Source organism: Phenylobacterium sp., from assembly GCF_036677185.1.
GTDB lineage: Bacteria > Pseudomonadota > Alphaproteobacteria > Caulobacterales > Caulobacteraceae > Phenylobacterium.
The window spans coordinates 1-13513 of record NZ_JAKFEN010000006.1 but is presented as its reverse complement, the minus strand read 5'-3'; the positions used below and the strand labels follow the sequence as shown (position 1 = coordinate 13513).

The following is a 13513-nucleotide window of genomic DNA, read 5'->3' as shown; positions in this document are numbered from 1 at the left end:
CGCCTACCACGCCCCCGCCTCGCGAAGGCGCCGCGCCAGGTCTGTGGGGATGTCGCCGTCGGCGGCGCTGTCCAGGTCAGGCGGGGCGTCCTTGGGCTCCAGATAACGCCAGCCCTGGAAGGCGCGGCGCGGGGTCGGGGCCACGCGAACCAGGTTCGGGTCCACCGTCACCTCGCAGCGGGCCGTGACCCCCTCGCCCACCGTGGTCACCGCCAGGATCGGCTGGCGGCAGAGGATCACGCCGCGGAACACCCGATAGAGCGAGCCGCCGTCCAGCAGGTCGGCGGCCCGTTTTGGCGTCTGGCGCGTGCGCATGATCCAGGGCTCGCCCGGGTCCTTGTGCCAGTCGAGCAGGTCCTGGATGGTGTCGCAGCCGACCACCAGCTTGATCAGGTGCAGGCTCACCGGGCGTCAGACCGCCCAGTTGGGCTTGCGCTTGGCCAGGAAGGCGCGGACGCCCTCCTGCCCTTCCTCGCCCACCCGGACGCGGGCGATGCGCTTGGCGGTCTCCTCCATCACGTCCTCGACCGGGCGATAGGCGACGTCGTCGACCAGTTTCTTGGAGGCCTCGACCGCGCCCGGGGCGCAGGCCATCATCTCGGCGGCGATGCGGTCGCGCGCGGCGTTGAGCGCGGCGGTGTCGGCCACCACCTCGGTGACCAGGCCGATCTTGTCGGCATGGGCGGCGTCGAACACTCGGCCGGTGGCGAACAGGCCCCGGGCCTGCCGCGGGCCGATAGCCTCCACCACATAGGGGCTGATGGTGGCGGCGATCAGGCCCAGGCGCACCTCCGAGAAGCTGAACTTGGCGTCCGCCGTGCAGACGGCCAGATCGCAGGCCGCGACGAGCCCCGCCCCGCCGCCGAAGGCGCCGCCCTCGACCAGGGCCACCGTCAGGGCCGGCATGTCGCGCAGGCTCTTCAGCATGACGGCCATGGCGAGCGCGTCCTCGCGGTTGTCGGACTCGCTGCGCTCAATAGCGTCGCGCATCCATTCCAGGTCGGCGCCGGCGCTGAACGTGCCGCCGGCCCCGCGCAGGAACACCACCCGCACCCCCTCGGCGCCCTGCAGGGTCTCGAAGGCCTCGTGCAGGGCGGCGATCAGGTGGTCGTCGAAGGCGTTGCGGCGCGCGGCGCGGTTCAGGGTCACGGTGGCGACGCCCGCCAGCGTCGCCTCGATCAGGACGAGCTTGGAAGCCGCGTCGGTGTCGGGGACCTCGACCAGGGGGTCGGCGATGGGATTGGTCATGCTGCGCACTCCTATGGCGCTATTAGAACGCCGAACTGGGCGTGGAGATCAGGCCAAGCCATAGCGGGCGGCGGCGACGCAAGCTAGGCTCCCCGCGTGGCCAGTCTGCCAGACATTCCATCCGACTCGGCGCTGGCGCGCCTCTTCAACCAGGAGCGCGCTCAAGGCGACGCCACGTGGTTCTCCCTGCCCGGCGGGGCGACCCTCTACAAGGCCGGCGAACCGGCCGATCACCTCTATCTGGTGCGCGCCGGTCGGCTCGGCGCCTTCCGCCGCGACGACGGCGGCGAGACCCAATTCCTGGGCGTGATCCGCCCCGGCGAGCCGGCCGGGGAGATGTCGCTGATCGCCGGAGCGCCGCACTCGGCCCAGGTGGTGGCCCTGCGCGATTCCGAGATCTTCGCCCTGCCCCGGGACGCCTTCTTCGAGGCCTGCGACGCCGACGGTTCGGTGATGATCGAGCTGGCCAAGCTGATGATCCTGCGCTCGCGCCAGGCGGCTACCAAGGCCGCGGTCGGCGTGCCTTCGGTCTTCGGCTTCGTCTGCACCGGCGAGCCCACGCCGCTGCGCGCCCTGGTGGACAAGATCGGCCGCGAGATCGGCCGGCTCGGCTATTCGGTCACCGTGGTCGGCGCCGAGGCCCAGCATGCCCCCACCGAGTGGTTCTCCGAGGTCGAGCGCGACTACGAGGTGGTGCTCTATGTGGCCGAGGCCGACGACCAGGGTTGGCGCCAGGTGGTGGGCCGCCAGGTCGACCGGCTGTTCCGGGTCGGCAAGGGCGACACCGCCCCGCCGAAGGACGGCGTCGCCTCCGAGCCGCTGCAGGCCCAGCGCCTGGTCGACCTGATCTTGATCCAGAAGAAGACCACCAAGACGCCGAAGGGCTCCGAGGCCTGGATCGCCGCGGCCCAACCCGCCCGCCTGTTCCACCTGCGGCGCGACAACAGCGAGGACGTCAAGCGCATCGCCCGAGTGCTCACCGGCCAGTCGGTGGGTTTGGTGCTCTCGGGCGGCGGAGCGCGGGCCTACGCCCACGTCGGCGCGATCCAGGCCCTGCGGGAACGCGGGGTGCCGATCGACTTCGTCGGCGGCTCATCCATGGGCGCGATCATCGGGGCGGGCCTGGCGCTCGGCTGGGAAAGCGAGGAAATGGACGTCCGCATCCGCGACGCTTTCGTCAACACCAGCCCGCTGGACGACATCGCCCTGCCCCTGCTGGCCATGACCCATGGAGGCAAGGTCAAGGAGCGCCTCGCCCAGCACTTCGGCGACACCCAGATCGCCGACCTGTGGCTGCCGTTCTTCTGCGTCTCCTCGGACCTGACCACCGGAACCTATCATCTGCACAAGAGCGGACTGCTGCGCGACGCCCTGCGCGCCTCGATCGCCCTGCCGGGCGTCATGCCGCCGGCCACCACCGAGGACGACCACGTGCTGGTCGACGGGGCGGTGATGAAGAACTTCCCGGCCGACGTGATGCGCATGTCCCAGCTCGGCCCCATCGTCGGCGTCGATGTCAGCCGCGGGCGCTCGATCATGGCCGACGACGTGGCCCGCCCGGCCTCGGTCTGGCGTTGGCTCTGGTCGGGCGAGTGGCGCAAGGGCCCGCCCATCGTCTCCCTGCTGATGCGAGCCGCCACGGTTTCCACCGGACGCGACCTGGCCGCGGCGCGGGAGGCCACCGACGTGCTGGTCACGCCGGACGTGACCGGCGTCGAAATCCGCGACTGGTCCGCCTACGATCCCGCCGTGGCCGCCGGCTACAAGGCCACCCTCGAGGCGCTCGACAAACTCACCCTGCCCGTCACCGAACTGCGTCAACGCGCAAGTGACCGGACCATTCGAAAGTGATGTTTGCGACTCGGGAATTCCGCCCCCATATTGGGGGTCCTGTTCAATCAGCTGAAAGGAGGTGACCAGTGTCTCATTGTCTTCATCCGCAAGTGGAAACCGCGACCTGGGCTTCCGCTTACGAGGTCTCCAAGTAAGCGACTGGGTTTCGGGACCGCGACGCGGTCCGACAATGGAAGGGCCGGCCCCGACAATGGGCCGGCCCTTCGCATGTCTGGGGGCTATTTCCAACCGGCCTTGCGGGCGGCGATTTCCTGGGGCCGGTCCAGGGGTTCGCCGACGATCATGGCGTCGACGGCCTCCAGCACCGCCGGCGGGATCGCCGAGGCGGCCATCCGATAGTCCCCGCTCCCGCCCGATGGCGCCGCGGGCGCGTCGGCGGCCATTCGCACGCTCCAGCCCTGCTCGCGCCGGCAAGCTATGCCGGCCGTCCGGTCGATCTGGAAGGTCCGGCAGGCCTGGCCGCCGCTGTCGCGGAAGCTGAGCCCCACCTGCACCAGGCCCGCCTCGCCCGAGAGCTTGCGGTCCAGGGCCACCGTGAGGGCCGCCGATGCGGGCTGGCCCGCCCGGGGCGCCGCTTCGAAGGGCTTGGTCCGGATCATGCCCAAGGCCTGGGCCACGAGCACACCCACCACCAGGCACGCCGCCGCCGAGGCCCAGGCCGGCAGCCGCGACGGTTTCGCCGGCGCAGGCGCGACGGGTAGGCCGCGGGGCTTCTTGAAATCGAGCTTGATGATCTCGGCGCTGCGGGCGCCCGCCTCCACCGCCTGGCGCAACCGTTCGGGCGCCGGCTCGGTGAGCACATCGCCCAGGGCGCGCGCCGCGACCGCGCGCAGGTGGCTCTCGCGCACGATCCTGGCGCCCAGGGCCGGGTCGGCCGCCACCGCCGCGTCCACGGCGGCCACGCCTTCCGCGTCCAGCTCGCCGTCCACATAGCGGGCGATCATCTCGTCGGTGATCTTGCTCATGCCGCGCTCCCCTCGCCGCCCAGGCGGGCCAATATCGCATTGCGTCCCCGGACCAGGCGGCTGGTCAGGGTGCCTTCCGGGGTCTCCAACACCGAAGCGGCCTCTCGATAGGATAGCCCCTCGACCAGCACCAGGGCCACAGCCAGGCGTTGGTCTTCCGGCAAACGCATCAGTTCGCGCTCCACCTCGGCCACCTCCAGCCGCCGCTCGGCCCGCGCCACGCCGTCATCGCCGATCCCAAGCCCGGCCGCCTCGGGGGCCAACACGACATCGCGGCGCTTGCGGGCGCGGGTCTCGTCGATCCAAGCGTTCTTCATGATCCGAAACATCCAACTGTCCAGGCGCGTCCCGGGCATCCACTGGTCGGCGCGCGTCAGGGCCCGCTCCACGGTGATCTGCACCAGATCGTCGGCGTCGGACACGTCGCGGGTCAGGACGCGGCCGAAACGACGCAACCGCGGCAGCAGCTCGACCATTTCCTGCTGAAACGCGTTCAAGACTTGCCTCTATCTAAGGATGGAACGTCCGCCGCGCGGCGTTTCATCCCAAAAGGCGGAATCATGCCGCCGCCCATTCCGGATCGAAACATGACCGTACGCCAAACCGCAGTCAGGAAGACTTCAACACGCTGGCGCCGCATACAGCCATGGTTGGCCGGCGCGCTGGGCGCCATGGTGGTCTGCGCCCCGGCCCAGGGCCAGATCATCGGCGGCGGGATTCCGCTTCCGACCCAGGCCCTGCCTTCGGCTGGCCTGCCCGACATCTCCGGCGTACGGCCCCTGCCCCGGACCGATCGGATGACGGCGCCGGTTCGAGGCCTGACCACTCAGGTCCTGACCCAGGCGCGAAGGCTCGGCCTCGACACCCTGGTGCGGGAGAATCCCAGGCTGTTGGAGGTCGACGACCAGGGCGCGGCGGTGGTGCGCGGCGAGATCCTGGCGCTCTCGCCGTCCCCGGAGGCCCTGACGCGCCTGCGGTCGGCCGGGTTCACGGGCGGGCGGGACCTGGACGCAGGCGAGCTCGATCTCGGGCTGACCGTGCTCGCCCCGCCGACCGGCCTGTCGGCCCGCCAGGCCGTGGCCGAGGCGCGGCGGCTTGATCCCGGCGGACAGTACGACTTCAACCATATTTATTCCGACGCCGGCGGCGGTGCGGGACCCGCGCCGGCGCCGGCCAACCGATCCGCGCCGGCCGCGGACGCCATCCGGGTCGGCCTGGTGGACGCCGGAGTGGACGCCCGCCACCCGGCCCTGCGCGGCGCCCGGATCGAACAGCGTGGTTTCGCGCCGGGCGGGGTGCGCGCCCAGGGCCACGGCCTGGCCACCGCCGCCCTGTTGGTCGGCCGGCAGGGCCGATTCCGCGGCGCGGCGCCCGGCGCGACCCTCTATGTGGCCGATGTCTATGGAAACACGCCGGTCGGCGGATCGGCCAGCGCCCTGGTCCAGAGCCTGGCCTGGATGGCTCGGGGGCGGGTTCCGGTGATCAATGTCAGCCTGGTGGGCCCGCCCAACCTGGCCCTGCAGGCCGCGGTGCGGGCGCTGAACGCGCGCGGCCACCTGATCGTGGCCGCAGTGGGTAATGACGGCCCCGCCGCCCCGCCGCTCTATCCCGCCGCCTATCCGGGCGTCGTCGCGGTGACCGCCGTGGACGGCCGCCGCCGCATCCTGCCCGAGGCCGGCCGGCCGGCCCGGATCGACTTCGCCGCGCCGGGGGCCGACATGGCGGTCCCGGCCGTGGATGGCGGCTTCGTCGCGGTCCGCGGCACCTCCTTCGCGGCCCCCCTGGTGGCCGGAAGCCTGGCGGTTCTGCTCCCGGCGCCTGATCCGCGCGGCGCGGCGCAGGCGAGAGCCGCCCTTGCCGGCCAGGCATTGGATCTGGGGCCTCCGGGACCCGACCGCACCTACGGCCAGGGCTTGGTGGGCTTCGATTTGGCAGCCCGCCCCAGCGCCGTCGCGGCCCGAGGCCTGCTGACCAGGCGCTGATTTTTTGCCTGAAGCCGGGATGAAAGCGAAAGGCGTCGTCGTTGGACCCTGCGAGAGGCGGTCAAGGCCTCGAAACCGCAGGAGATCAACATGCGCAAGACCACACTTCTCGCCGCCATCGCCACGACCAGCCTGGCCTTCGCCGGCGCGGCCAACGCCCAACTGCTGGGCGGAACGCTCGGCGGGTCCGGCTCGGCCATCGGCGGCGTCACCGGCGGCCTGGGCGGCCTGGGCGGGCTGACGGGTCAGGCCTCGGGCTCGCTGACCGGCTCGGGCGCCCTGCGCGGCGACACCAGCCAGGTGGGTTCGCGACTCGACGAAGTGCGCGACACAACCCGTTCGACCCGGCGGGCGGCGGCCCGCGCCGCTCGCGACGCCACCGCCCAGGCCGCGCGACAGGCCGAGGCGGCCGACGCCCAGGCCCAGGGCGGCCTCGACGCGGCCCTGGACGCATCGACCCGTGGTGTGGACGCCGGAGCCGGGGGCCAGGCCTCCAGCGGCGGCTCGACCTCGGTCACCGGCGCCGACGCCACGGGCGGCACCCAGGCCTCGGGCAGCGCCCAGGCCTCGGGCGGCGCGTCACCCACGGGCGTCAAGGCCTCGGCCAGCGCCGAAGGTTCGGCCCAGGGTGAGGTGACGCGCCCTCGCTAGCCAGCCCCTGACCGATCGCTGAGGATCGCGGCGCGCGACTGGAGAGGCTCGCAAGAGTGCGCAACGTGATCCTGCAGTGGAAAGGCCGCCGGGGGCTCCCTCGGCGGCCTTTCGCTTGGTTCATTACCTGCGAGGTCATGGAGCCCGGAAGCCGGCCTCGCTATGGTCGCGGCATGAGCATGTCATCTGCAGCCGCGGTGGGCGACCACCTCCGGGAGTGGCGCCAGCGCCGCCGGTTGAGCCAACTCGACCTGGCCCTCGACGCCGATATCTCCACCCGCCACCTCAGCTTCCTCGAGACCGGCCGGGCCCAGCCCAGCCGCGACATGGTCCTGCGCCTGGCAGACCAGCTCGAGATCCCGCTTCGCGAGCGCAATGTGATCCTCGTCGCGGCCGGCTTCGCGCCGGTCTTCCCGCAACGGGCCCTGGACGATCCGGCCCTGGCCGCCGCCCGCCGGGCCGTGGACATCATCCTGAAGGGCCACGAGCCCTTCCCGGCCCTCGCCGTCGACCGTGGCTGGAACCTGGTCAGCGCCAACCGCATGATCCCTCTGATGCTCGACGGGGTCGATCCCGAGCTGCTGGCCGCGCCGGCGAACGTCCTGCGCCTGACCCTTCACCCCAAGGGCCTGTCGTCGCGGGTCGCCAACCTGCATGAATGGCGCGCCCACCTCCTGGACCGCCTGCGCCGGGAGGTGGAACTGACCGCCGATCCGCGCCTGGGCGAGCTGTTGACCGAGCTGAAGGCCTATCCGATCCCCGGCGGCCAGCCGCCGCGCAGGGCGTCGGACGAGTATGGCGGGGTGGCGATCCCCTTCCAGCTCAACACCCCGGCCGGGGTGCTGTCGTTCTTCAGCACCACCACCGTGTTCGGCACGCCTGTGGATGTGACCCTGCAGGAACTGACCCTGGAGACCTTCTTCCCGGCCGACACGGCCACCGCCGAGGCCCTGCGAGTCCTGGCCGGAACGCTGGGCTAGAAGTCTCAGCTCTCAGATCCTCCCCCAGCGCGCAGCGCGGTTTGGGGGAGGTGGATCGTCGCCTCTTCGCGACGAGACGGAGGGGGTTGAAGCGCGCGCAAGCGAGTCAAAGTCCCCCTCAGTCGGCCATTCGGCCGACAGCTCCCCCAGAGGGGGAGCAATTGGGTCTCGAGCCCATTCTGATGACTAGAACGCCACGCAGGCTGGCTGGGTGACCAGCATCACCGAGTCCTGATGGAACTTGCGGACATAGGCCCTGCGCGCCTCGTCCAGCTTGCCGCCGGAATCGCCCTTCAGGGGCAGGACCAGGACGACCACCTTCGAGGCCTCGCGGATCATCCTGTTCTCGTCGCCCTTCCACTGGCCGCCGCCGTCCAGGACGGTGAGGCCCTCGGGGAAGCGCGGGGTCAGCTCCTGGTCCACGAAGGCGCGGAAGTCGGCCTCCGAGACGCCGGGCTTGTCGCCGATATTGCGCCCGAAGAAGAGCTGGGCGGTGCGCATGGGCTCCTGGCCCGCGGGACAGGCCGGACCGCTCAGGCTGGCGCAACCGCCGAGCGTCAGCAGGGCCAGACAGCAGGACAGGGAGAGGACACGCGCCATGGCCGCAGCCCTAGCATGGTCCGGCGGCGATGCGGAACCGGCCCGCTGCTATTGGTCGCGGTCGTCGCCCTCGGCGCCGATTTCGCCGTCGATCTCGTCCTCGAAGGCCTCGTCCGGCTCCACCTGACCCAGGCGGTCCAGCAGCTGGTAGACCGCCACGGCGAAGAGGCCGATGCCGACCACGCCGGCGATCCAGGCGAGGGTGTTCAGGTTGTTGACGCCGCTCAGGACGCCGCCGCTGAAGATTGCGATCCCGGCCACCGCCAGGACGGCGGGCGCCAACAGGGAGGGCCTGGCCGGGGCTCGCCCCGACTCCAGCGGCGGAACGCTGGCCTCCACGACGGCTTCCGGCTCGACTTCGACCAGCGTCTTGGTCTCCGGCTCGGTGATGGGCTCAGGTTCCGGCGCGGCCGGCGCCTGCACGACATCGTTGGCGACCGTCAGCGGGGAATCGAACAGACTCGGTTCGACTTCGTTGGCCGGCTCGGGCGTCGCCGGCGCGACGCGGTTCAACGCCTCGCGGCTGAAGTCTTCCTCGGGCGGGGTGAGCACCAGGGCGTCTTGCGCCTCGGCCGCGGGCGTCCCGGCGGCTTCCGGCTCGGCGAAGATAGTCGAAAGGCGCGACGTGACCGCTTCGGCGGCGCTCAGGGCCGGGCTGGCCTCGTCGTCGTCCGGCTCGACCGGGGTCGGCGGGACCTCGTCGCGCTCGATGAAGGTATGCTCGCCTTCCAGGGGCACGGTCAGGGCCGTGGGGACCTGGCGGGGCACGACCCCCTGCGAATCCATGTCCACATTGGGCGGCAGGATCGGCGTCGGCGCGGGCACGAAGCCCCCCGGCGGGGTCAGGAACAGGGTCTTCTCGACAGACCTGCGGCGCACCAGGGCGTCGACCACGATCCGCTCGCCGTCGAAATCGGCCTTTCGCCACAGTTCCATGGCGCAGGCGGCCTGCAGCAGCTGGCCTTCGTTCAGGCGGCGCAGGACCGAGGAGCGCTGGAAGTTCTCAACGCCGATATTGAAGGCGAAGGCGACCAGGGCGTCGAACTGGTTCTGGGTCAGGGGCGCGAAGACGTGCTCGTTTACCGCGTGGGCGACGGCGATCAGGTCGTAGAGCAGCAGGGCCTCGGCGTCGCTTTCCGAGACCTCGGCGCCTTCGCGGGCCGTCAGGGTGTGGCCATGGCCGATCGTCCAGCCGCCGCCCGGCAGCTGCGCCGACTTGCGGCGATATCCCTCGAACCGCTTGATCAGATCGATCGCGGCGCGGGATATCCGATGACGCGGCTTCATGGTCGACATGACCCATCCTGACACAGGCGCCGAGGCGCTATCCCCTCAGCCCGCAAGATAAAGGCCGATCAGATCAGGATCAGCGCCGCCAGGCCCAGGAATGCGAAGAAACCTGTGAAGTCTGTCGCGAAGGTGACGAAGACCGAGGATGAGACCGCCGGGTCGCGTCCCATCTTCTCCAGGGCCAGGGGCGCCAGGACACCGGCCAGGGAGGCCACGAACAGGTTGATGACCAGGGCTAGGCCGAAGGTGACGCTGAGCAGGACATTGCCGAACAGGGCGTAGACCACCCCGCCGGTGACCACGGCCAGGGCCGCCCCATTGGCCAGGCCGACCACCATCTCGCGCACGACCACCCGGTAGGCGTTGACGTCGGACAGCTCCTTGCTGGCGAGCGCGCGCACCGCCACGGCCAGGGCCTGGGTGCCGGCATTGCCGCCCAGGGAGGCCACGATGGGCATCAGCACCGCCAGCGTGACCAGCTTGCCGATCTCGCCCTCGAAGGCGCGGATCACCCCGGCGGCCAGGGCCGCAGTGACGGTGTTGACCATCAGCCAGGGCAACCGGGCGCGGATGATGTCCAGGATGTCGGCGTTACGGCCTGCGTCGGACACGCCGGCCAGGGCCAGGATGTCCTCTTCGCTCTCGTCCTGGATGACGCCGACAATGTCGTCGACGGTGATCTGGCCCACCAGCCGCCCGCCCGGCTCCACCACGGGGGCCGAGATCAGGTGGTACTTGTCGAAGATGTAGGCCACCTCCTCCTGGTCCATGCCGACCGGGATCTCGGTGACGGGCTCCATGATGCTCGCCAGCGGCGTGTCGCGCCGGGCGCGCAGCAGATGGCTGACCGGACAGGCGCCCACTGGCCGGTAGCTGGGATCGACCACATAGACGTCGAAGAACAGCTCGGGCAGGTCGTCGGCTTCCTTGCGGAAGTGGTCGATGGTCTGGCCGACGGTCCAGAACTGCGGGGCGGCCACCACCTCGCGCTGCATCAGGCGCCCGGCGGTCTCGTCCTCGTAAGAAAGCGAGCTTTCGATGGCCGTCCGCTCGGTCTCGGGCATGGCCGCCAGGACCTGGGCGCGCTTGTCGTCCTCCAGGTCGTCGACCACGTCGGCCGCGTCGTCGGAATCGAGCTCCTCCAACGCCTTCGCTAGGACCCCCGGCGAGACGGTCTCCAGGACCTCCTCGCGGATATCGGTGTCGAGTTCCGACAGGATCTCGGCCAAGGCCTCCGGCGCCAGGTGCGCCAGGATCTCCTCGCGGTAGTCGGCCGACAGGAAGCCCATCAGGTCGGCCACGTCGGCCGGGTGCAGGGCGCCCAGCAGCTCGCGCAGGCGCTCGGCGTCGCCGCGATCGGCGGCGTCCACCACCATCGCGACGAAGTCCGGATTTAGGGCGTAGTCCTCGCCAAGCGCGAGGTCTTCCAGGTCTTCTTCCAGCTCAGGAGCGAGATCGTCACGGGCTTCGGACAGGTCGGCCGTTTCGCGGCTCATGCGGACCTCCCTGGGCTTTAGGACTGACGGTTTGCTCTATGGCTGTTGAAGACCTTGATTCACTGGTGCGGTCGAGAAGACTCGAACTTCCACGGGTTGCCCCACAGCGACCTCAACGCTGCGCGTCTACCAATTCCGCCACGACCGCTCGTGGTGAGGCGCGGCAGGTAGCAAACCTCCAACGCTTTGGGAAGCCCTACTGCCCGCCGGCCATGAAGTCGTACACATTGGCCGCACGGGTGACGGCGATCGAGATGCGGTCGTCGTTGATCTGGATCTCCCCGCGAGCGACGGGATGGTTGTTGGCCAGGATCCAGACTTCCTCGTTCACCCCGGCGTCGAGCGGGATCACCGCGCCGCGGCCCATGCGCAGGAGCTGCTGCATCGGGAGAGTCGAGCGGCCCAGCAGGACCGAGATCTCGACATTGACGGCGTTGACCTGACTCAAGACGGAAAACCTTTGAAACCCTAAGATACAGGGGCGGGCTTTGCGTTGCTCCCACCTGCCCCCACATTGAGCCGACATGCTTGACCACGTGTTAAACCCCGCCCCGATTTTCGCCCGCCCGGATGGGCTGGCCGCCAGCTGGGCCGTGTCGCGCGGGCCGGTGGGTTATCTCGAGGCGGTGGCGGCCATGGAGGCCCGCGCCGCGGCCATCGCGGCCGGGGAAGCACCGGAACTGGTCTGGCTGCTGGAACATCCGCCGCTTTACACCGCCGGGGTCTCGTCCAAGGCCGGCGACCTGCTGGCGCCCGACCGGTTTCCAGTGTTCGAGAGCGGCCGGGGCGGCCAATACACCTATCACGGGCCCGGCCAGCGGGTGGCCTATGTGATGCTGGACCTGACCAAGCGTGGCCGTGACGTGCGCGCATTCGTCGCGAGCCTGGAGGCCTGGATCATCGGGGCGCTGGGCCATTTCAACGTCGAGGGCGAGATTCGCCAGGGCCGGGTCGGGGTCTGGGTGGAGCGCCGCGCGCCGGGCCTGCCGACCCGCGAGGACAAGATCGCCGCCATCGGGGTGAAGCTGCGCCGCTGGGTCTCGTTCCACGGGATTTCGCTGAATGTCGAACCCGATCTGGGCCATTTCGACGGCATCGTGCCCTGCGGCCAGACGCAGCACGGCGTGACCAGCCTGGTCGATCTGGGCCTGCCGGTGACCATGGACGAGGCTGACGAGGCCCTGAAGGCCAGCTTTATCGAGGTTTTCGGCGCGGTTACGCCCGCCGAGGCGCCGCTCTAGCGGTGGGTTTCGCGACGGGAACCGGACGCCGCGGGTCGCAGCCGTAGCGATTCTCCCCCGGCTGGCCGGGAAATACGCAGAGGGCGGCGAACAGCAACGGCGCCCCTACCCCCGGCAGGAACACCAGCAGGGTCCACATGCCGGTCTGGCCCATGTCGTGGAGCCTGCGGCTCGAGAGCGCCAGGAAGGCCGCCGTGGAGCCCGCGAACAGCATCACCGCGGCGAAGCCCAGGATCGACCAGTGCAAGGCGCCCAGGGCCAGGCCCACGGTCGCCTGCGGCTCATGGATCATGCCGCTCAGGCTGCGCATCCACCATCCCGCGCCCATGGCGTAGGTCGACCAGACATAGGCGCCCAGGAACAGGTTCAGGATGCCGAAATAGACCAGTCCCGTCAGGCCGTAGATCGCCCGCCGCAGACGGCCGCTCGGGTTAAACAAGAATCTGAACATGTCGTCCCCACGACGAGATCAGGCCAGCGCGGCCCTCAGCGGATTTGGCCCATAGCGGTTGGTTCCCGCCTCCCCAGCCATCACCCCGAGTTCCACAGCGGCCCAAACGAGCACGAGACCGAACAAAAAGTCAAAGAATCCCACTGGCTGCGGCCAGATGGCCACCGTCCCGAACAGGATCACCGCCGCCCACCAGCCCGAGCGACCTCGGTCGTGCAGGCGTTTGGAGAGCACGCAGGCGCCGCAATAGAAGAGGGCCGGATAGACGAACCAGCCGGTCACCCAGTGCAGCGTTACCGTTACCCCGATCACCGATTCATAGAGCGCCGCCAGGCCCAGCAGGATGGCCGCCGCCACCAGGAAGGGGGTGCGTGCGACGCGTCCCTGGGCGTTGAAAAACAGGGCGCCCCAGTCGGTCTGGCCGTTCATGCCGCAAGGTTCCGTACGTCGAGGCGGCGAATATAGCTCTGGCTCACGCGAACTCCACGAGGACTTCGTCGGCCGCCACGCTGTCGCCTGCGGCGGCTCCGATGGTTTTGACGGTTCCGTCGCGCTCGGCGCGGATGATGTTCTGCATCTTCATGGCCTCGACGATGGCGACCTGCTCGCCGGTCTTGACCTCCTGGCCGACCGCGACGTCGAGCGAGACGACGAGCCCGGGCATGGGCGAGAGGATCAGCTTGGAGGTGTCGGCGGCCTGTTTCGGCGGCAGCTTCTCGTGCAGCTCGGCCGAGCGGGGGGTGAGCACCAGCACG

The 13513-nt window shown here is 70.2% G+C and carries 16 protein-coding genes and 1 tRNA gene; 5 read left to right on the top strand and 12 right to left on the bottom strand.

Features of this window, described 5'->3' with window-relative positions; genetic code table 11:
- Positions 1-3 precede the first annotated feature (3 nt).
- The gene (locus V6M51_RS00290) at positions 4-405 is read right to left on the bottom strand and encodes a DUF1489 domain-containing protein (protein WP_332763637.1); all 402 of its coding nucleotides are present in this window, start codon (positions 403-405) and stop codon (positions 4-6) included.
- A gap of 6 nt (positions 406-411) precedes the next feature.
- Positions 412-1248: an enoyl-CoA hydratase-related protein gene (locus V6M51_RS00285; protein WP_332763636.1), complete on the bottom strand. Its 837-nt coding sequence runs from the start codon at positions 1246-1248 to the stop codon at positions 412-414.
- A gap of 96 nt (positions 1249-1344) precedes the next feature.
- Here V6M51_RS00285 and V6M51_RS00280 point away from each other — a divergent pair, with 96 nt between their 5' ends.
- Entirely contained in the window at positions 1345-3099 is a 1755-nt protein-coding gene (locus tag V6M51_RS00280; protein ID WP_332763635.1) for a patatin-like phospholipase family protein, read from the top strand.
- A 221-nt stretch (positions 3100-3320) separates the two neighbouring features.
- Here V6M51_RS00280 and V6M51_RS00275 read toward each other — a convergent pair whose 3' ends face one another.
- Together V6M51_RS00275 and V6M51_RS00270 are read right to left on the bottom strand one after the other, a co-directional pair.
- Positions 3321-4067 (bottom strand): anti-sigma factor, encoded by a 747-nt coding sequence (locus V6M51_RS00275; protein WP_332763634.1) that lies wholly within the window; start codon positions 4065-4067, stop codon positions 3321-3323.
- Positions 4064-4564, bottom strand: coding sequence for an RNA polymerase sigma factor (locus tag V6M51_RS00270; RefSeq protein ID WP_332763633.1), 501 nt, complete (start codon positions 4562-4564; stop codon positions 4064-4066). The genes V6M51_RS00275 and V6M51_RS00270 overlap by 4 nt, the downstream gene beginning before the upstream one ends.
- A 153-nt stretch (positions 4565-4717) precedes the next feature.
- Here V6M51_RS00270 and V6M51_RS00265 point away from each other — a divergent pair, with 153 nt between their 5' ends.
- The 3 genes from V6M51_RS00265 (at position 4718) to V6M51_RS00255 (ending at position 7680) form a co-directional block, all read left to right on the top strand.
- Positions 4718-6049 (top strand): S8 family serine peptidase, encoded by a 1332-nt coding sequence (locus tag V6M51_RS00265; protein ID WP_332763632.1) that lies wholly within the window; start codon positions 4718-4720, stop codon positions 6047-6049.
- Between the two features lie 90 nt (positions 6050-6139).
- Positions 6140-6700, top strand: coding sequence for a hypothetical protein (locus V6M51_RS00260; RefSeq protein WP_332763631.1), 561 nt, complete (start codon positions 6140-6142; stop codon positions 6698-6700).
- Positions 6701-6873: 173 nt separating this feature from the next.
- A complete protein-coding gene (locus V6M51_RS00255; protein ID WP_332763629.1) occupies positions 6874-7680 on the top strand; it encodes a helix-turn-helix domain-containing protein in 807 nt (268 codons plus the stop codon).
- A gap of 186 nt (positions 7681-7866) precedes the next feature.
- Here the strand turns inward: V6M51_RS00255 and V6M51_RS00250 are convergent, their stop codons facing one another.
- From V6M51_RS00250 to V6M51_RS00230, 5 genes are all read right to left on the bottom strand, one after another.
- Positions 7867-8280 carry a DUF3574 domain-containing protein gene (locus tag V6M51_RS00250; protein WP_332763627.1) on the bottom strand — a complete coding sequence of 138 codons (414 nt, stop codon included), beginning with the start codon at positions 8278-8280 and terminating at the stop codon, positions 7867-7869.
- A 48-nt stretch (positions 8281-8328) separates the two neighbouring features.
- Entirely contained in the window at positions 8329-9567 is a 1239-nt protein-coding gene (locus V6M51_RS00245; protein ID WP_442957830.1) for a glycoside hydrolase family protein, read from the bottom strand.
- Positions 9568-9635: 68 nt separating this feature from the next.
- Positions 9636-11066, bottom strand: coding sequence for a magnesium transporter (mgtE, locus tag V6M51_RS00240; protein WP_332763623.1), 1431 nt, complete (start codon positions 11064-11066; stop codon positions 9636-9638).
- 63 nt (positions 11067-11129) lie between these two features.
- Positions 11130-11214: transfer RNA gene (locus V6M51_RS00235), tRNA-Leu, on the bottom strand.
- A gap of 48 nt (positions 11215-11262) precedes the next feature.
- A complete protein-coding gene (locus tag V6M51_RS00230) occupies positions 11263-11541 on the bottom strand; it encodes a FliM/FliN family flagellar motor switch protein (protein ID WP_442957677.1) in 279 nt (92 codons plus the stop codon).
- Between the two features lie 49 nt (positions 11542-11590).
- Here V6M51_RS00230 and lipB point away from each other — a divergent pair, with 49 nt between their 5' ends.
- The gene (gene lipB, locus V6M51_RS00225) at positions 11591-12307 is read left to right on the top strand and encodes a lipoyl(octanoyl) transferase LipB (RefSeq protein WP_332763618.1); all 717 of its coding nucleotides are present in this window, start codon (positions 11591-11593) and stop codon (positions 12305-12307) included.
- Here lipB and V6M51_RS00220 read toward each other — a convergent pair.
- The 3 genes from V6M51_RS00220 to V6M51_RS00210 form a co-directional block, all read right to left on the bottom strand.
- Complete coding sequence (locus V6M51_RS00220) at positions 12282-12758, bottom strand: DUF805 domain-containing protein (protein ID WP_332763616.1); 477 nt, start codon at positions 12756-12758, stop codon at positions 12282-12284. The two genes, lipB and V6M51_RS00220, sit on opposite strands and share 26 nt — an antisense overlap.
- Before the next feature lie 18 nt (positions 12759-12776).
- The gene (locus V6M51_RS00215; protein ID WP_332763614.1) at positions 12777-13187 is read right to left on the bottom strand and encodes a DUF805 domain-containing protein; all 411 of its coding nucleotides are present in this window, start codon (positions 13185-13187) and stop codon (positions 12777-12779) included.
- Positions 13188-13230: 43 nt separating this feature from the next.
- A partial coding sequence (locus V6M51_RS00210; RefSeq protein WP_332763612.1) for an acetyl-CoA carboxylase biotin carboxyl carrier protein subunit occupies positions 13231-13513 on the bottom strand: 283 nt, incomplete at its 5' end.